This is a genomic window from Klebsiella sp. CN_Kp104, from assembly GCF_040064515.1.
Classification (GTDB): Bacteria; Pseudomonadota; Gammaproteobacteria; order Enterobacterales; family Enterobacteriaceae; genus Klebsiella; species Klebsiella aerogenes.
The window spans coordinates 39,994-57,208 of the sequence record NZ_JBEAII010000047.1; the positions used below are offsets into that span (position 1 = coordinate 39,994).

At 56.8% G+C, this 17,215-nt stretch carries 15 protein-coding genes; 6 read left to right on the forward strand and 9 right to left on the reverse strand.

Going from position 1 to position 17,215, the window contains the following annotated elements:
* Positions 1-53: 53 nt before the first annotated feature.
* The 3 genes from treC to treR all read right to left on the reverse strand — a co-directional run bounded on the left by treC (position 54) and on the right by treR (position 4,257).
* Entirely contained in the window at positions 54-1,709 is a 1,656-nt protein-coding gene (gene treC / locus ABLU80_RS24745) for an alpha,alpha-phosphotrehalase (RefSeq protein ID WP_348850565.1), read from the reverse strand.
* A 51-nt stretch (positions 1,710-1,760) separates the two neighbouring features.
* Positions 1,761-3,179: a PTS trehalose transporter subunit IIBC gene (treB, locus tag ABLU80_RS24750; protein ID WP_230250470.1), complete on the reverse strand. Its 1,419-nt coding sequence runs from the start codon at positions 3,177-3,179 to the stop codon at positions 1,761-1,763.
* 130 nt (positions 3,180-3,309) lie between these two features.
* The gene (gene treR, locus ABLU80_RS24755; RefSeq protein WP_015368559.1) at positions 3,310-4,257 is read right to left on the reverse strand and encodes a trehalose operon repressor TreR; all 948 of its coding nucleotides are present in this window, start codon (positions 4,255-4,257) and stop codon (positions 3,310-3,312) included.
* A 381-nt stretch (positions 4,258-4,638) separates the two neighbouring features.
* Here treR and mgtA point away from each other — a divergent pair, with 381 nt between their 5' ends.
* A complete protein-coding gene (gene mgtA, locus ABLU80_RS24760; RefSeq protein WP_348850566.1) occupies positions 4,639-7,347 on the forward strand; it encodes a magnesium-translocating P-type ATPase in 2,709 nt (902 codons plus the stop codon).
* 158 nt (positions 7,348-7,505) lie between these two features.
* Positions 7,506-9,899 (forward strand): family 20 glycosylhydrolase, encoded by a 2,394-nt coding sequence (locus ABLU80_RS24765; RefSeq protein WP_348850567.1) that lies wholly within the window; start codon positions 7,506-7,508, stop codon positions 9,897-9,899.
* Between the two features lie 57 nt (positions 9,900-9,956).
* Here ABLU80_RS24765 and ridA read toward each other — a convergent pair whose 3' ends face one another.
* The 4 genes from ridA to ABLU80_RS24785 all read right to left on the reverse strand — a co-directional run bounded on the left by ridA (position 9,957) and on the right by ABLU80_RS24785 (position 11,970).
* Positions 9,957-10,343 carry a 2-iminobutanoate/2-iminopropanoate deaminase gene (ridA, locus tag ABLU80_RS24770; protein WP_348850568.1) on the reverse strand — a complete coding sequence of 129 codons (387 nt, stop codon included), beginning with the start codon at positions 10,341-10,343 and terminating at the stop codon, positions 9,957-9,959.
* 73 nt (positions 10,344-10,416) lie between these two features.
* Positions 10,417-10,878, reverse strand: a complete 462-nt coding sequence (pyrI, locus tag ABLU80_RS24775) for an aspartate carbamoyltransferase regulatory subunit (protein WP_015368555.1) — start codon at positions 10,876-10,878, stop codon at positions 10,417-10,419.
* 13 nt (positions 10,879-10,891) lie between these two features.
* Positions 10,892-11,827, reverse strand: a complete 936-nt coding sequence (pyrB, locus tag ABLU80_RS24780; RefSeq protein WP_015368554.1) for an aspartate carbamoyltransferase — start codon at positions 11,825-11,827, stop codon at positions 10,892-10,894.
* Between the two features lie 35 nt (positions 11,828-11,862).
* Positions 11,863-11,970, reverse strand: a complete 108-nt coding sequence (locus tag ABLU80_RS24785) for a pyrBI operon leader peptide (RefSeq protein WP_020079785.1) — start codon at positions 11,968-11,970, stop codon at positions 11,863-11,865.
* Between the two features lie 191 nt (positions 11,971-12,161).
* Here ABLU80_RS24785 and ABLU80_RS24790 point away from each other — a divergent pair, with 191 nt between their 5' ends.
* A complete protein-coding gene (locus tag ABLU80_RS24790) occupies positions 12,162-12,614 on the forward strand; it encodes a YhcH/YjgK/YiaL family protein (RefSeq protein WP_348850569.1) in 453 nt (150 codons plus the stop codon).
* Between the two features lie 56 nt (positions 12,615-12,670).
* Here ABLU80_RS24790 and argF read toward each other — a convergent pair whose 3' ends face one another.
* Positions 12,671-13,675: an ornithine carbamoyltransferase gene (argF, locus tag ABLU80_RS24795; RefSeq protein ID WP_015368551.1), complete on the reverse strand. Its 1,005-nt coding sequence runs from the start codon at positions 13,673-13,675 to the stop codon at positions 12,671-12,673.
* A 163-nt stretch (positions 13,676-13,838) separates the two neighbouring features.
* Between argF and rraB the strand changes: the two genes are divergently transcribed.
* Entirely contained in the window at positions 13,839-14,264 is a 426-nt protein-coding gene (gene rraB, locus ABLU80_RS24800; protein WP_015368550.1) for a ribonuclease E inhibitor RraB, read from the forward strand.
* A gap of 71 nt (positions 14,265-14,335) precedes the next feature.
* Positions 14,336-15,100 (forward strand): tRNA isopentenyl-2-thiomethyl-A-37 hydroxylase MiaE, encoded by a 765-nt coding sequence (miaE, locus tag ABLU80_RS24805; protein ID WP_032713561.1) that lies wholly within the window; start codon positions 14,336-14,338, stop codon positions 15,098-15,100.
* Positions 15,101-15,299: 199 nt separating this feature from the next.
* On the opposite strand, the gene ABLU80_RS24810 is transcribed toward miaE, so the two are convergent.
* Positions 15,300-15,803, reverse strand: coding sequence for a GNAT family N-acetyltransferase (locus tag ABLU80_RS24810; RefSeq protein WP_032713562.1), 504 nt, complete (start codon positions 15,801-15,803; stop codon positions 15,300-15,302).
* Between the two features lie 185 nt (positions 15,804-15,988).
* Here ABLU80_RS24810 and ABLU80_RS24815 point away from each other — a divergent pair, with 185 nt between their 5' ends.
* Positions 15,989-17,176: a DUF898 family protein gene (locus ABLU80_RS24815; protein WP_047080046.1), complete on the forward strand. Its 1,188-nt coding sequence runs from the start codon at positions 15,989-15,991 to the stop codon at positions 17,174-17,176.
* Positions 17,177-17,215: the final 39 nt, after the last annotated feature.

Sequence of the window (17,215 nt, forward strand, 5' to 3'; positions counted from 1 at the left end):
CCAGCCCCACGAACCGGTAGCCCCGGCGAGCGTAGCGCCACCGGGGAAAAGCTTTACGCCTGCAACCACCATACCGCTTCGAACGGCCGCAGCGTCATTGCCGCCGGGCGGTTGGACGTTTCGGCATAGTTGCCAATCAGCGCCCGCCATTCGCCGGACATCTCCGGCGACTGCCACGGCTGGAACTCACGGCTCAGGTTGGCGGCCACCACCAGCGTCTGCCCCTGCCACTGGCGGCGATAACACCACAGCGACGGATGGTCCGGCAGCAGATCCTGATAATCCCCCCAGGTCAGCACCGGCGTGGTTTTTCGCAGCGCGATCAGCTGCTGATAGGTATAAAAAACGGATTCCGGATCCGCCAGCGCCGCCTCGACGTTAATCTCGCGATAGTTACTACCCAACGCGATCCAGGGTTCTCCATCGCTGAAGCCGCCGTTCTCGCCATCGTGCCACGGCATCGGCGTGCGGCTATTGTCGCGCGATTTGCTGGCCAGAATCGCCAGCAGTTCATCCGGGCTTTGTCCCTGCGCCGCGCGCTCGATAAACATGTTATGGCTTTCCACGTCGCGATAATCGCTGATGCTGCTGAAATGCGGGTTGGTCATGCCAATCTCTTCACCCTGATAGATATAGGGCGTGCCCTGCATGCCGTGCAGTACCATTGCCAGCATCTTCGCCGCCGGCACCCGGTACTCGCCCTCGTCGCCGAAGCGCGACACGATGCGCGGCTGATCGTGATTACACCAGAACAGCGCATTCCACGCCCGGTTATGCATCCCTTGCTGCCAGTGGCGGAATAGCGCTTTCAGCGCCACGTAGTCCGGACGAGCGAGAGTCCATTTTTCGCCGCCCGGATAATCGACTTTTAAGTGATGAAAATTAAACGTCATCGACAGTTCGCGTCCGTCCAGCGCGGCGTATTGCTGACAGTGCTCAAGCGAAGTGGAAGACATTTCGCCCACGGTCATCAGGCCACGAGGGGTAAAGACATCGCGGCTCATTTCCCGCAGGAATTCGTGAACCCGCGGGCCATCGGTGTAGAAGCGGCGTCCATCGCCAACGGTATCGGAGGGGAAGTCCTGCTCCTTGGAGATAAGATTGATGACATCGAGGCGCAGGCCATCAACGCCGCGATCGGCCCAGAACTCGCAGACTTTTTTCAGCTCGGCGCGTACCGTCGGGTTTTCCCAGTTGAGATCCGCCTGCTCGGTGGCGAAAAGATGCAAATAATACTGTTCGCTTTCCGCATGCCATTGCCAGGCGTTACCGCCGAATTTCGAACGCCAGTTATTCGGCAATGCTCCCGGCTCGCCGTCGCGCCAGATATAGAACTGGCGGTACGGGCTCGCCTTATTTAACGACTGGCGGAACCATTCGTGTTCCGTCGAGGTATGGTTAAACACCATATCCAGCACGATGCGGATACCGCGCGCTTTCGCTCCGGCGACCAGTTGGTCGAAATCCTCCAGCGTGCCGTATGAGGGATCGATAGCGGTATAGTTCGCCACGTCATAGCCGTTGTCCACCTGTGGCGAGACGTAGAACGGCGTCAGCCAGATAGCGTCGACGCCGAGCTTTTTCAGGTAGTCGAGACGGGCGGTGACGCCGCGTAAATCACCGGTACCGCTGCCGGTGGTGTCCTGAAAACTCTTCGGGTAGATTTGATAAATAACGCCGTTTTGCCACCAGCGGGGAAGGGTATTCATATTACGTTCCTGCGAATAAAGGGGGCGCAAGCGGCGCCCCGAAAGAAGACGTTAGATAATCTGCAAGGTGCCCTGACGGTACTTGCGTTGATAAACCACGGTGGTGAGGATAATCGGCACTACCACGGCGATGGCCATCGCCGTGGCGTAGACCTGCCAGTAGCTTGGCTGAATCGACAGGATGCCCGGCAGGCCGCCGACGCCGATGCCATTCGCCAGCACGCCGTTCAGGCCGCACAGCAGGCCCGCGAGGCCGGATCCGACCATCGCGCACAGCATCGGGAAGCGGTACTTCAGGTTGATGCCGTACATCGCCGGTTCGGTGACCCCGAGATAGGCGGAGATCGCCGCGGGTACCGAGATTTCGCGTTCATTCTGTTTACGGCTGGCAATAATAATGCCGACCACCGCCGACGCCTGAGCAATATTTGATAGCGCAATCAGCGGCCATACCGGCGTACCGCCGATGCTCTGTACCATCTGCATATCGATAGCGAGGGTGGTCTGATGTACGCCGGTGATTACCAGCGGCGCATAGAGGAAGCCGAACAGCGCGGCGCCGATCGGCGCGAAGCTGCCGGTTAACAAGTGGCGCACCGCGAAGGCCACGCCGTCGCCGATCAGGCGGCCAAACGGGCCGATAACCGCATGGGCAAGGAACACCGCCAGAATCAGCGAGCACACCGGCACCACCACCAGGTAGAGGTAGTCAGGCACGATGCGCTTGAGACGTGTTTCGATAAAGCCCAGCGCCAGCCCCGCCAGCAGAGCCGGGATCACCTGCGCCTGATAGCCGACTTTCGCAATGGTAAACAGGCCGAAGTTCCACACTTCCGGCACCTGCTGGCCGAGCAGGTAGGCGTTCATCAACTGTGGAGAGACCAGCGTGACGCCAAGCACGATCCCTAGGATCGGCGTGCCGCCCATTTTCTTCACCGCTGACCAGCAGATCCCCACCGGCAGATAGAAGAAGATAGCCTCGCCAATCAGCCACAAGAAGTCATAAATCGTTTTCAACGACGGGTGCATTTGCGCCAGCGTCTGGCCGTTGCTCATTGGCAGATCGCCGATGACGTTACGGAAACCGAGGATCAGACCGCCGCTGATCAGCGCCGGCAGAAGCGGGAAAAAGATCTCGGCAAAGTGCGAGATCAACCGTTCGTGCCACTTCATATTTTGCCGCGCGGCCTGTTTGGCCTGCTCTTTGTCGGCGGACGCCTGACCGGTGGTGGCCAGCAGCGCCTTATAGTAATCGCCGACTTCGGTGCCGATGACTACCTGGAACTGCCCCGCGTTAGTGAAGCATCCCTTCACCATGCGCAACTGCTCAATCTCTTTCGGTTTGGCGATGGCCGGATCGTTTAGCACAAAGCGCAAACGGGTAATACAGTGGCTGACGGTGGCAATGTTGCCGCGCCCGCCCACCAGTTCGATCAGTTTATCGATGTCCTGCTGGTTTACTTTGCTCATGATGAAGCCTCAAAAACAGAGGGGAGAGATGCCGTTTTTACCTTGCATGCATCCTAACCGTTCCGTTGGCAATGCAAAATGGGAACGTTCCCGAAACTCGGCGAAGATCACATAAATCGCCCGAACGAGATTAATTCAGGGCAGCGGGAATGACGATTTGGCGGGGTTCGGCATGGCCGGCGATCTGGTCGATCAGCTGCTGTGCCGCCTGGCGTCCGGCTTCGGCGTAGCCGGGATCGACGGTGAGGATCTCCGGATGCAGAAACTTCATCAGCGGCGTGCTGCCGACGCTGGCGAGTTGTAGCGTGTCGATACGCTGTTCCTGTAGATATTTACTGGCGCCGAGAGCGAGGGTATCGGTGGCGCAGACCAGCGCGCGGGTCTCGGGCGTCAGCACGCTGGCGACGCTTTCATAACCCTGCTTCATCGCCAGCCCCGGCAGGGCAGCGGTTGGCGTGAGCTTCTTTTGCGCGCAGAAATCGAGATACGCCTGATGACGGCGTTCCCCGGTGGTGACGTCGCTGTGCGGCACGCCGAGGAAGCTTATATGCCGGTGTCCGCGCTCATAGAGACGCTGCATCAGTAACTCGATCGCGCCATGATCGTCATAGCACACCGAAGCGAAGCCGGGGGCATCGCGCGCCAGCAGCACCAGCGTTTCGCGCCACGGCGCAAGCATCTCCTCGCTAATACCGGTAAAGCCGAACAGCACCACGCCGTCGATATTGCGCCGGGCGAGCATGCCCAGATGTTCTTCCACCAGCGCCGGAGAAAACTGGCTCTCCATCATGATCGGATCGTAGCCCTGCTGATAAAAGGCGGGCAGCATGGTCTGCACCGCTAAATTTTCCGACAGCGAATCCAGGCGGGTGACGATAATCGCCACCACCTTATCGCTCTGACCACGCATGGCGCGGGCGGAGCGGGAAGGGGAGAAACCGTGCTGCTGCATCACCGCTTCCACCCGCTCGCGGGTGCGCTCGCTGACGCCGCTTTCGTTATTCAGCACGCGCGACACCGTCGACTTTCCGACGCCGCTTAAGCGGGCGATATCTTTGATTGTTAGCCGGTTTTGCATACGAGGTTCTCGCCGTCGTCCGATTTGAGTGAGTCTAATGCTACTCAACGAATCCTCAATGAGCAAAGACTGGTTGATGTCTGGTTTAGTTGCCGGGCGGTATGATAGCCATAATAGCCACAAATAGTTTCCTGGTCGCGGTATACTCCGCGCCGTCTTGAGTCACTTACCGGAGAATTTTATGGACCCCGATCCCACTCCTCATCCTCGATGGAGCAACCTTTCTTTCCGGTAAGCCTGTTTAGCACTGCTTTACCGGAAAGCGTAAAGCAGTGACGTCCACGATGTCCCTGCCCTATAAAAATAATGCCTGACAGGTAAGGCTTTGCCGCGCCTGTTGGCAACGCTGCGTTCGCTCGCGCGAGCGCGGAGGGATTGTTTATGCTGAAAAATTTTACCCGGCAGCTGTTCGCGCAGCTTAGCCGCCATTTACCACATCGTTTGATCCAGCGCGATCCGCTGCCCGACGCCCGCAATCTGGCCAGCGCGCCGATCCCGGATTCACTCGGCAAGCGCTGCCTGGACGTGGCGGCCATGGATGAGCAGGAGATCTGGCGCGCGTTCGATAGCCACCCTGAAGGGCTGAACGACGCCGAAGTGGCGGCGAAAATCGCCCTGCACGGCGATAACCAAATCCCGGCGCAGAAGCCGTCGCCGTGGTGGGTTCATCTGTGGACCTGCTATCGCAATCCGTTCAACCTGCTGTTGACGGTGCTCGGCATCGTCTCCTATTCCACAGAAGATCTATTCGCCGCAGGCGTTATCGCGCTGATGGTCGGCATCTCGACGCTACTTAACTTCATCCAGGAAGCGCGCTCGACCAAAGCGGCGGATGCGCTGAAGGCGATGGTCAGCAATACCGCCACGGTGCTGCGGGTCATCAACGAGCAGGGCGAGAGCCGCTGGCTCGAACTGCCCATCGACCAACTGGTACCGGGCGATATCGTCAGGCTGTCGGCGGGAGATATGATCCCGGCTGACCTGCGCATCATTGTGGCGCGTGACCTGTTTGTCGCTCAGGCCTCGCTGACCGGCGAATCGCTGCCGGTTGAAAAAGTCGCGCGCACCCGCGATCCGCTACAAACCAATCCGCTGGAATGCGATACCCTGTGCTTTATGGGGACCAACGTGGTGAGCGGCTCGGCGCAGGCTATCGTCTACGCCACCGGCGGCAACACCTGGTTCGGCCAGCTTGCCGGGCGCGTCAGCGAGCAGGAAAGCGAGCCGAACGCCTTTCAGAAAGGCATCAGCCGGGTCAGCATGCTGCTGATCCGCTTTATGCTGGTGATGGCGCCGGTGGTGCTGTTGATCAACGGCTACACCAAAGGCGACTGGTGGGAAGCGGCGCTGTTCGCGCTGTCGGTGGCGGTCGGCCTGACGCCGGAGATGCTGCCGATGATCGTCACCTCGACGCTGGCGCGCGGGGCGGTGAAGCTGTCAAAACAAAAGGTGATCGTCAAACACCTCGACGCCATTCAAAACTTTGGCGCGATGGATATCCTCTGCACCGATAAAACCGGCACCCTGACCCAGGATAAAATCGTGCTGGAGAACCATACCGATGTTTCCGGTAAATCCAGTGAGAGAGTCCTGCACACCGCCTGGCTCAATAGCCATTATCAGACGGGGCTGAAAAACCTGCTCGACACCGCGGTGCTGGAAGGCGTGGAGCTGGATGCCGCTCGCGGTCTCGCGGAGCGCTGGCAGAAGGTGGATGAGATCCCGTTCGACTTCGAACGCCGCCGCATGTCGGTGGTGGTAAAAGAGCAGGACGACGCGCATCAGCTGATCTGTAAAGGGGCGCTGCAGGAGATCCTCAACGTCTCGACTCAGGTGCGCTACAACGGTGAAATCGTACCGTTGGACGACACCATGCTGCGCCGTATCCGCCGGGTGACCGATACCCTGAACCGTCAGGGGCTGCGGGTGGTGGCGGTGGCGACCAAATACCTGCCGGCGCGGGAAGGCGACTATCTGCGTGCGGATGAATCCGACCTGATCCTCGAAGGCTACATCGCCTTCCTCGATCCGCCGAAAGAGACTACCGCCCCGGCGCTGAAAGCGCTGAAGGCCAGCGGCATTACGGTAAAAATCCTCACCGGCGACAGCGAACTGGTGGCGGCGAAAGTGTGTCATGAAGTGGGGCTGGATGCGGGCGAAGTGGTGATTGGCGGCCAGATTGAAGCCATGAGCGACGACGAACTGGCGGCGCTGGCGAAACGCACCACGCTGTTCGCGCGCCTGGCGCCGCTGCATAAAGAGCGCATCGTGACGCTACTGAAACGAGAAGGCCACGTGGTGGGCTTTATGGGCGACGGTATTAACGACGCCCCGGCGCTCCGCGCGGCGGATATTGGCATTTCCGTTGACGGGGCGGTGGATATCGCCCGCGAGGCGGCGGATATCATTTTGCTGGAAAAAAGCCTGATGGTACTGGAGGAGGGGGTTATCGAAGGCCGCCGCACCTTCGCCAACATGCTCAAGTACATCAAAATGACCGCCAGCTCCAACTTCGGCAACGTCTTCAGCGTGCTGGTGGCCAGCGCCTTCCTGCCGTTTCTGCCGATGTTGCCGCTGCACCTGTTGATTCAGAACCTGCTGTACGATGTCTCCCAGGTGGCGATTCCGTTTGATAACGTCGACGATGAGCAGATCCGTAAACCGCAGCGCTGGAACCCGGCCGATCTCGGGCGTTTTATGGTCTTCTTCGGGCCAATCAGCTCGATTTTCGATATCCTCACCTTTGGTCTGATGTGGTGGGTGTTCCACGCCAACAGCGTCGAGATGCAGACCCTGTTCCAGTCCGGCTGGTTTATTGAAGGGCTGCTGTCGCAGACGCTGATTGTGCATATGATTCGTACCCGCCGCATTCCGTTCGTCCAGAGCCGCGCCGCGTGGCCGCTGTTCGCGATGACGCTGCTGGTGATGGCGGTGGGGATCGCGCTGCCGTTCTCGCCGCTGGCGGGCTACCTGCAGCTGCAGGCGCTGCCGCTCAGCTATTTCCCATGGCTGGTGACGATTCTGGCGGGTTACATGGTGTTGACCCAGACCGTTAAAGGCTTCTACAGCCGCCGCTACGGCTGGCAGTAGCGGTTTCGCCCCTTTGCCGTTCGGCAGAGGGGCTTACCGGTATTTCTCTTAAATCTCATCAAGTTGTGAAGCCCGTCATCGCCATGTATTGACGCAATTTTGTGCGCATGTTAACCCAATGTTTTGCTTTTTTTGGCCCGTCATAAAAAGGAACATTGATGATTAACACCGTGCGTTACAGTCTGCTGACCAGCGGAATATTACTGAGCAGCATGGCGCTTGCCGCCCCGGCGGGCGATCTGCCGCTGATGCCGTGGCCCGCCCATGTAGAGCGCCCGCAGGCGCAGGGGGCGTTGGCGCTAAATAATCAGCTGACGATCAACGTCAGCGGCGACGATCTGGGCGAGGCGGCAACTCGCTGGCGTGAACGTGTTGCGCGGCAAACCGGCTGGACGCTACAGCCGCAGACGGCGCCGGCAAAAAGCCCAACCATTAACGTGATCGTCAATAAGAAAGTGCCTTTCCTGCCGCAGCCTGATAGCGACGAAAGCTATCAGTTAACCGTTAACGCCGAAGGCGCGACCCTGAAAGCCAATACGCGTTTTGGCGCGCTGCGCGGCATGGAAACGCTGCTACAGCTGGTACAAAACGGCCCTGACGGCACCACCATTCCTTATGTCGCCATTGACGATGCGCCGCGCTTCCCGTGGCGTGGACTGCTGCTGGATTCCGCCCGTCACTTTATGCCGCTGTCGGCGATCAAGCGGCAGATTGACGGTATGGCGGCGGCGAAGCTTAACGTACTGCACTGGCATCTGACCGACGATCAGGGCTGGCGCTTCGCCTCCAGCCGCTATCCGAAGCTGCAGCAGCAGGCCAGCGACGGCCTGTTTTATACCCAGGCGCAGATGAAAGACATTGTGCGCTATGCCGCCGAACGCGGTATTCGTGTGGTGCCGGAAATCGATATGCCGGGCCACGCCTCGGCGATCGCCGTAGCTTATCCGGAACTGATGAGCGCGCCGGGGCCTTACGCGATGGAGCGCCACTGGGGCGTGCTAAAACCGGTACTCGACCCAACAAAAGAGGCCACCTACGCGTTTGCCGAGGCGATGGTCAGCGAACTGGCGGCTATCTTCCCCGATCCGTATCTGCATATCGGCGGTGATGAAGTCGATGATAGCCAGTGGCGCGCCAATCCGGCCATTCAGAAATTCCTCAAAGAGAAGGGGCTGGCGGACAGCCACGCGCTACAGGCGTACTTCAACCGGCGCCTGGAGACGTTACTCGAAAAACATCACCGGCAGATGGTCGGCTGGGATGAAATCTACCACCCTGATTTACCGAAGAGCATTCTGATTCAGTCCTGGCAGGGGCAGGACGCATTAGGCGACGTCGCCAAACACGGCTATCGCGGCATTCTCTCCACCGGTTTTTACCTCGACCAGCCGCAGTACACCGCCTATCACTATCGTAATGAGATTATCCCGCAGGGGCTTAACGGCGTGGATACGATTACCGATAACGACAGCGCCCAGAGCTGGCAGTTTTCGATGCCGCGCCTGAAGGGCAGCGCGGTTGAGGGCAGCTTTACGCTGGTAAAAGGCGATAGCGGCTGGCGTGGATTTATTGATTTTAAAGGGAAATCACGGCGTGCCGTGCAGGAGATTGAATGGCTCGGCGACAATCAGGTCACGTTCCGCGTCGATACCTGGATGGGCGAGACCCGCCCGGTGCTAACCATTAACGACGACAAGCTCGCAGGCTACTTCCTGCTTGGCAACACCCGTTATCCCATTGACGGCAAGCGGCTGGATGCCGTACCGCAGGGCATTCAGCCGACGTTGCCCGACGCGCAGCAACAGAAGAATCTGCTCGGCGGCGAGGCGGCGCTGTGGGCGGAAAACGTCGCCGCGCCGGTCATCGATATCAAGCTGTGGCCGCGGGCTTTTGCGGTGGCGGAGCGGCTGTGGTCGGCCGAAGACGTCAAAGACAGCGACAATATGTATCAGCGCCTGCAGGCGATGGACAGTTGGTCAACGGTCTCCGTCGGCCTGCAGCAGCATACTCAGCAGCTGGAGCAGTTCACCCGCCTGGCGAACAGCAGCCATACGCTGGCGTTGCAGATCCTCGCCGAGGCGCTGGAGCCGGCGCATTACTACACCCGTCAGCATCTCAAGTTCCAGGCGAACAATTACCATCAATTTGAACCGCTGAACCGGTTGGCCGATGCGTTACCGGCTGAGAGCGACACCGTACGCAGCCTGAACCAGTGGGCGGAGCGGCTAATCAGCGATGCCGAGGATGCTGAGAGCGCCGATGCGCTGCGCCACGTCTTTACCCGCTGGCAGAACAACAGCGGCGATGCGCTGGCGCTGACCGACAATAACTATCAGCTGGCGGCGATTAAACCGGTGGTGCAGCAGGTTGATAAGCTGGCGAGCCTCGGGCTGCGCTTGACCGATCTGGTGGCGCGGCAGGGAACGCTGGACGATAAAGAGTACGCCTCAATCCAGGCGCAGCTGGATACGGCGGCGAAAACCCAGGATGAGCTGGTGATTGCGGCGGTCTATCCGCTGGAGAAACTGCTGCGGGCAACGAAGATAAAATAGGGCATTTCCCTCACCCCGCGGATGGCGCAAGCGCCTGGGGTGAGGGCAGAGAAGCGCTTAGCGACGGATCGCGATAGCTTCAATCTCAATCTTCACGTCTTTCGGCAGACGCGCGACTTCTACGCAGGAACGCGCCGGGAAAGTGGCGTTATGCTCGGTGAAGAACGCTTCATACGCGGCATTCACGGTGGCGAAATCGTTCAGATCTTTCACGAAAACGGTGGTTTTCACGATATCGCCCACTTTCAGGCCAGCGGCTTCAACGATAGCTTTTACGTTGTCCAGGGACTGACGCGCCTGCGCGGCGACATCTTCCGGCACGCTGCCGGTTTTCGGGTCTACTGGGATCTGGCCGGAAGTGAGGATCATGCTACCCAGATCAACACCTTGTACATATGGGCCGATAGCTGCTGGTGCCTTTTCCGTCGCAATAGTTTTGCTCATAATATCTCCAGATGAACTGCAGTAATTAGGTCGTAGCCATTATAGGGAGGGCCGGTATTAATACCAACCGCAATTAGTTGGCCAGCACCACATAATGGGAAAACTCTTTTTCACAGTATTTGCATTTGAGTGCGATGTCATCGGCGCGTTTTTTCACTGCGAAACTCGACGAAACCGGCTCAGCGTGACTGATGCAGTTGCTGTTCGGGCAGACCAGCACGCTGTTGATGCGCTCCGGCAGGCTCGGGCGGGATTTGCCCACTACTTCGTAATCATCAATACGGTTAACCGTTGCGTCCGGCGCATACAGCGCCAGCTGATTGACCTGCTCATCGGTCAGGAAGGTGTTCTCGATTTTAATCAAATCTTTACGGCCCATCTCGCCGGACGGCAGGTTCAGGCCGATGGTGATGCGCTGGTCGGTTTCGGTCAGCTTGAACAGGGTCAACAACTTGAAGCCGACCTGGGCCGGGATATGGTCGATCACGGTGCCGCGTTTAATGGCTTCTACTTGCAGTTTATTGTCGTGTGTCATCTCTCATTCCCCCTTATTGTGCCAGCTCGCTATTCAATACCAGTGCCAGTAACGCCTGGCGGGCGAAAATGCCGTTGCCGGCCTGCTGGAAGTACCAGGCGTGCGGCGTTTTATCGACGTCGGTGGTGATTTCATCAACGCGCGGCAGCGGGTGCAGCACCTTCATGTTGACGCGCGCGCCTTCGAGATCCGCGGCGCGCAGCACAAACTGCGCCTTCACGTTGGCGTATTCCGATGGGTCAAGGCGCTCTTTCTGCACGCGAGTCATATACAGAATATCGACCTCTGCCATCACTTCGTCGATGGCGCTATGCAGGCTCCAGGCGATGCCTTTTTCATCCAGCATATCGAGAATGTACTGCGGCATCGCCAGCGCGTCCGGGGCGATGAAGTAAAAGCGGTTGCCGTTGAATTTGGCCAGCGCCTGGGTCAGCGAGTGTACGGTACGGCCATATTTCAGGTCGCCGACCATCGCGACATTAAGATTCTCAAGGCGGCCCTGAGTTTCCTGAATGGTGAACAGGTCGAGCAGGGTTTGTGTCGGATGCTGATTGGCGCCGTCGCCGGCGTTGAGAATCGGCACGCCGCCGGAGAATTCGGTTGCCAGACGCGCGGCGCCCTCTTGCGGATGGCGCATCACGATAGCGTCGACGTAGGTGCTGATAACCGAAATGGTGTCGGCCAGGGTTTCGCCTTTCTTGCCGAGCGAGGTGTTGCTGCTGTCGGAGAAGCCAACCACGCTGGCGCCGAGGCGATGCATGGAGGTTTCAAAAGAGAGGCGAGTACGGGTGGAGGCTTCAAAGAAACAGCTGGCGATAACCTTATGCTTCAGCAGCTCGGGTTGCGGATTGGCTTTCAGCTTTGCGGCAGTCGCCAGCACCAGTTCGAGGTCTTCGCGGCTGAGATCGTTTATGGAAATGATATGTTTTTGATATAGCGGGTTAGCCATGCTTATCTCCTGACGCCTGAGCAAAAAAAAGCCCCTTAAATAAGGGGCTTCGAGAATTCATTGAGCAACGGAAAGAAAAACGCCAGGCCAGCGCCTGCTTTCAGACGCGGTAAGACACAGCAATGTCGTACGCAATTGACCATATTTCCTCCCGGCAAAACGGCTGGCATTATACGCAGCTTTGATGAGCAATCAAGCGATTAATCCACAATCAGGGAAACGTTTGCCTGCGAAGGCTGCGCCAGCGCAAAAAACCGCGATAAAAATGTGGTCTGGTAGTGGTAAGCAGCGTATAAAACAAAAATGAAAAGCTGTTTTATATTTGAGGGCTACTATGATTATCGGCAATATTCATCATCTGCAATCCTGGCTGCCGGACGCGCTGCGTCAGGCGATTGAGCATGTTAAAGCCCACGTTAGTGCGTCGACGCCGCTCGGCAAGCACGATATCGACGGCGATAATCTGTTCTATCTGATTTCTGAAGACAGCACCGAAGCGCAGGCCGAGCGTCGCGCCGAGTATCACGCCCGCTATCTGGATATCCAGATTGTGCTGCGCGGTCAGGAAGGGATGACCTTCAGCACCTTACCCGCAGGCGAGCCGCAGACTGACTGGCTGGCGGACAAAGACATCGCCTTCCTCGCCGAGGGAGTGCAGGAGAAAACCGTTATCCTTAACGAGGGGGATTTTGTGGTGTTTTATCCAGGCGAAGTGCATAAACCGCTCTGTGCGGTCGGGGCGCCGGCGAAGGTGCGCAAAGCGGTGGTGAAGGTGTTGATGGCTTAAAACGGGTAGCCCGGATACGCGTAGCGCGCTATCCGGGAACCTACCGTGATTAATGGTTATTTTCCAAGCGTCGCCACCATCACCGCTTTGATGGTGTGCATACGGTTTTCCGCCTGATCGAAGACGATGCTCGCTGGGGATTCAAAGACTTCATCGGTCACTTCCATACCGCCGTGCAGTCCATACTCCGCCGCCATCTGTTTGCCGAGAATGGTCTGGTCATCGTGGAACGCGGGCAGACAATGCAGGAATTTCACCTGCGGGTTGCCGGTTAATTGCAGCATGGCTTTATTCACCTGATAGCCGCGCAGCAGGGCGATACGCTCCGCCCATTTCTCTTTCGCCTCGCCCATCGATACCCACACGTCGGTATAAATGAAATCGGCGCCTTTTACGCCCGCGGCGATATCTTCCGTCAGGGTAATATTGCCGCCGTGCTTTTTCGCCAGCGCAGTGCATTCCGCCACTAAACCCTCTTCCGGCCAGCAGGCTTTCGGCGCCACCAGGCGCAGGTCCAGCCCGGTCAGCGCGGCGGCTTCCAGCATGGAGTTACCCATGTTGTTACGCGCGTCGCCGGCGTAGACCAGCGTCATTTCATTAAATGCCTTACCCGGCAGGTGCTCTTGCATGGTCAGCAGGTCGGCCAGTAGCTGTGTTGGGTGGAATTCATCGGTCAGGCCGTTCCATACCGGCACGCCGGCATATTCCGCCAGGGTTTCCACCAGCTCCTGGCCGTAGCCGCGATACTGAATACCGTCATACATGCGACCCAGCACGCGGGCGGTATCTTTCATGGATTCTTTGTGGCCGATTTGGCTTCCGCTGGAACCGAGATAGGTCACGCGGGCGCCCTGGTCGTAAGCGGCAACTTCGAAAGAGCATCGTGTGCGGGTTGAGTCTTTTTCGAAGATGAGCGCGATGTTTTTGCCCTTCAGTTTCTGGGCTTCGATGCCGTTTTTCTTATCGGCTTTTAATTGCGCGGCCAGGTCGACAAGGCCGGTAATTTCTGCAGCAGTAAAATCCAGTAATCTCAAGAAATGCTTCTGATATAACGCGGACATAATTCCCTCACCTGGCAAACGCCACTATTGAATTAAAATTCACTTTATATGTATGAATATTCATTTGCAACCCCGAGTTAGAAATCTTTTACACAGAAGGTGGAGGCAATCACGGCGGTATGTGACAATAGGAGTATCTGCCGCACATTATGAGGAACGAGCCATGGCAAACCCGGAACTACTGGAAGAACAGCGTGAGGAAACGCGTCTGATTATCGAAGAGCTGCTGGAAGATGGCAGCGATCCGGACGCGCTGTATACCATTGAGCATCATCTCTCTGCCGACGATTTCGAAACGTTGGAAAAAGTGGCGGTAGAGGCCTTCAAGATGGGTTATGAAGTCACCGAGCCGGAAGAGCTGGAAGTCGAAGAAGGCGAAGTGGTGATCTGCTGCGATATCCTGAGCGAAAGCGCGCTCAATGCCGATCTGATCGACGCCCAGGTTGAACAGCTGATGAACCTGGCGGAAAAATTCAACGTCGAGTACGACGGTTGGGGTACCTACTACGAAGACCCGAACGGCGAAGACGATGACGGCGAAGATGACGAAGATTTAATTGACGAAGACGACAACGGCGTACGCCACTAAGTCGTCAACGGATACGGCGGCGTCTGCCGCCGTATATACCCGTCCTGATTAGGGTATAGCCTGGAGCTTCAATGGATTACCCGCAAATACTTTCCCCGATTTTAGCATTCCTGCACTGCCCAACGCCGCAGGCGTGGATTGACGAAGCCCGTAAACCGGAAAACCTGCCGCTGCTGTTGACCGACCATATGGTATGCGAGCTGAAAGCGGCGCAAAACGCCATGCTGCTGGTACGCCGCTACGTCGCCGATAAAGATGGCGCCGACGAGCTACTGGAATGCCTGAAACCGTACGAAGACTTTACCTATCGCCGTGGGCCGGAGCCGGATTTTGTCGCTCTGCATAAACGGATCAACAAAAGCGCCATGCCGCGAACCAACGACCCGTGGGGCAGCCAGTTGCTCGACAGCATGATTCTGCTTATCAAAGAGGAGCTGCACCACTTCTGGCAGGTGCGTGAGATCATGCTGGCGCGGGATATCCCTTACGTCAAAATCACCGCCAGCAACTATGCCCGCGGTATGCGCCGGGAGGTGCGATCCCATGAGCCGGTGATGCTAATCGATAAGCTGATTTGCGGCGCTTATATCGAAGCGCGCTCCTGCGAGCGTTTTGCCGCGCTGGCGCCGTGGCTGGATGATGATTTACAGAAGTTTTATCTGTCGTTGCTGCGCTCCGAGGCCCGTCATTATCAGGACTACCTGGATCTGGCGCAGATGATAGCGGGGGGAGATATCAGCGAGCGCGTACGCCAGCTTGGCGAGGCGGAAGCGGCATTGATCCTCCGCCCGGAGCCCGAGTTCCGCTTCCACAGCGGCGTGCCGACGGCGTTGTAGCCCGCGGTATTCGGCCCCTGTAGCCACTAACACCGGCAGTTTCAGTAATCCTGGGGAGAGGGAGAGCGTTGAGAGCTTTAGCTCGCAATAGCACGGGCCGTAGGTCGGGTAAGGCGTTAGCCGCCACCCGACAAAAAACGACACCGCGGGTAGCCCCGATAAGCGCAGCGCTACCGGGGAGGCCCACGGTAGCGAGGCGTTACAGCGTTTTCAACATCCGCACTTCACAATCGACGTGGCCGGTGCAGCCCAGCGGCTCGTCAATATGCTCAAACCCGAGATGCTCATACAAGCCAATCGCTTCTTTCAAAAAAGCGGTGGTTTCCAGATAGCAGCGTTTAAAACCCTGCTCGCGGGCGTAATCCATCGCCATCAGCGCCAGCTTTTTCGCCAGACCTTTGCCGCGCGCCGAGGTCATAAAGTACATTTTCTGCAGCTCACAGATATCGGACTCGCTACACGAAAGCGGCGCCACGCCGCCGCCGCCGACCACTTCGCCATTCTGCTCAACGACCCAATAAGCGGAGCCAGGTTGGCTATAGAGCTCATAGAGTTCATCCAGATTTGGGTCAGCGACCGTATAGCCTTTGTCGGCGGTCAGGCCATATTCCGCCGAGACGCGACGAATCACGCTGGCGATGGCCGGGTTATCGTCGACGGTAAGCCGACGCAGGATAAGCGGTTGTGATGCGGCTGCACTCATAGTAATACTCAATTTAAAATTACTTATTGATACGTTTAGTTAATACCACTAACGCTAAAATGGCGCAAGAGGCACTGGAATGAGGAAATGGATTTTCTCGACTCGTAATTAATAGTATCGTAATGGGTCATTTAAATTATTTAAATGCACTACAGTGGTTTTATCATTTTATAGGGATGTAATCTATGGGCTACTTATCTTTGGATAAAGGACCTCGCGTCAGAACGTTCTCATTTTCAGGCAAGGGGAGGCGTTATTTTATTATATGTATTGTGAATCTTTTACTCACTATCATCACCGCAGGTGTTTATTTACCATGGGCATTAATGCGCGCTCGCCGTTATGTTTATAGTAATATGTCACTGGACGGCCATGCTTTCATTTATAAAGCCACCGGCGGTAGTATACTATTGAGCCTGGTTATTATTTTTATAATCTATCATATTGGCACATTTTTAATTGTTAATTGGTTTTTTATTCCTGGATTGATTATATTAGCGCTACTGTTCCTTTCTATACCCTTTATGATGGTCAAGAGCGTGCAGTACCAGGCCTCGATGACCTCGCTTAACGGTGTTCGTTTCGGCTTTCAGTGCCCCATGCTCAGCGCCTGGTGGTATACCTTTGCGCTTCCGTTGCTCCTTATAATGTTACTCTGCGTAGTGTTTTATTTTCTCGCCAGGTTTAGCGCGTCGTGGGACAGCGGAATGCTGCGGTTATTCATGCTGATTGTTTGCGGTACAGCGGGGTTAGGCGCAATTTATGGCATTAGTTATGGCAAATGGATTACCCTGTTTGGCAATGGTATCCGTTATTCTACGTATTGTTCAACGGCTAATATTACTCTGATGGAGTGCATTAAAAAGGGTGTTATTGCTTATCTGATATCGGCGCCATTTATCATTGTAGTTATATTGCTTATGGGCAATGTATTCCATGAGGTTATGGTGAGCCGTATATTACGTAATGACGATCATATTGCCGTTATTTATAGCCAGAATTATTGGCGTATTACGCTCTGTTACATGCTGTTTTTCGTCGCTATGATTATTACCTCCTGTTATTTCCGTGCAATGTTGCGTAACCAGTTTCTCAATAACCTGACGTTGGCCGATGGCGCGATTGCTCTACGTTCTTCCGCGACGGTGACGGGTATTGTACTAAGAGAGTTAGGGCTGTTGCTGGTTTCTGCGATCACAGCAGGTCTTGCCTACCCCTGGCTTAAGATGCGCTACGTGCGCTGGCTGGCAGAACATACTCATGTGGATGGCGATCTGGATGCGCTGGAGCTAAAAGACGACCCAACCCCGCCGCAAAGCGGCCCGGCGATGTGGATTTCGCGCGGCATGATGGCCTATATCCCGTTCCTGTAAAATAAAAAGGCCGGAGCATGCTCCGGCCTTATTGGTTGA

Bases quoted from the DNA above. Each gene is read 5' to 3' on its own strand.
- treC (WP_348850565.1), bottom strand. From the start codon at position 1,709: ATGAATACCCTTCCCCGCTGGTGGCAAAACGGCGTTATTTATCAAATC.
- treB (WP_230250470.1), bottom strand. From the start codon at position 3,179: ATGAGCAAAGTAAACCAGCAGGACATCGATAAACTGATCGAACTGGTG.
- treR (WP_015368559.1), bottom strand. From the start codon at position 4,257: ATGCAAAACCGGCTAACAATCAAAGATATCGCCCGCTTAAGCGGCGTC.
- mgtA (WP_348850566.1), top strand. From the start codon at position 4,639: ATGCTGAAAAATTTTACCCGGCAGCTGTTCGCGCAGCTTAGCCGCCAT.
- ABLU80_RS24765 (WP_348850567.1), top strand. From the start codon at position 7,506: ATGATTAACACCGTGCGTTACAGTCTGCTGACCAGCGGAATATTACTG.
- ridA (WP_348850568.1), bottom strand. From the start codon at position 10,343: ATGAGCAAAACTATTGCGACGGAAAAGGCACCAGCAGCTATCGGCCCA.
- pyrI (WP_015368555.1), bottom strand. From the start codon at position 10,878: ATGACACACGACAATAAACTGCAAGTAGAAGCCATTAAACGCGGCACC.
- pyrB (WP_015368554.1), bottom strand. From the start codon at position 11,827: ATGGCTAACCCGCTATATCAAAAACATATCATTTCCATAAACGATCTC.
- ABLU80_RS24785 (WP_020079785.1), bottom strand. From the start codon at position 11,970: ATGGTCAATTGCGTACGACATTGCTGTGTCTTACCGCGTCTGAAAGCA.
- ABLU80_RS24790 (WP_348850569.1), top strand. From the start codon at position 12,162: ATGATTATCGGCAATATTCATCATCTGCAATCCTGGCTGCCGGACGCG.
- argF (WP_015368551.1), bottom strand. From the start codon at position 13,675: ATGTCCGCGTTATATCAGAAGCATTTCTTGAGATTACTGGATTTTACT.
- rraB (WP_015368550.1), top strand. From the start codon at position 13,839: ATGGCAAACCCGGAACTACTGGAAGAACAGCGTGAGGAAACGCGTCTG.
- miaE (WP_032713561.1), top strand. From the start codon at position 14,336: ATGGATTACCCGCAAATACTTTCCCCGATTTTAGCATTCCTGCACTGC.
- ABLU80_RS24810 (WP_032713562.1), bottom strand. From the start codon at position 15,803: ATGAGTGCAGCCGCATCACAACCGCTTATCCTGCGTCGGCTTACCGTC.
- ABLU80_RS24815 (WP_047080046.1), top strand. From the start codon at position 15,989: ATGGGCTACTTATCTTTGGATAAAGGACCTCGCGTCAGAACGTTCTCA.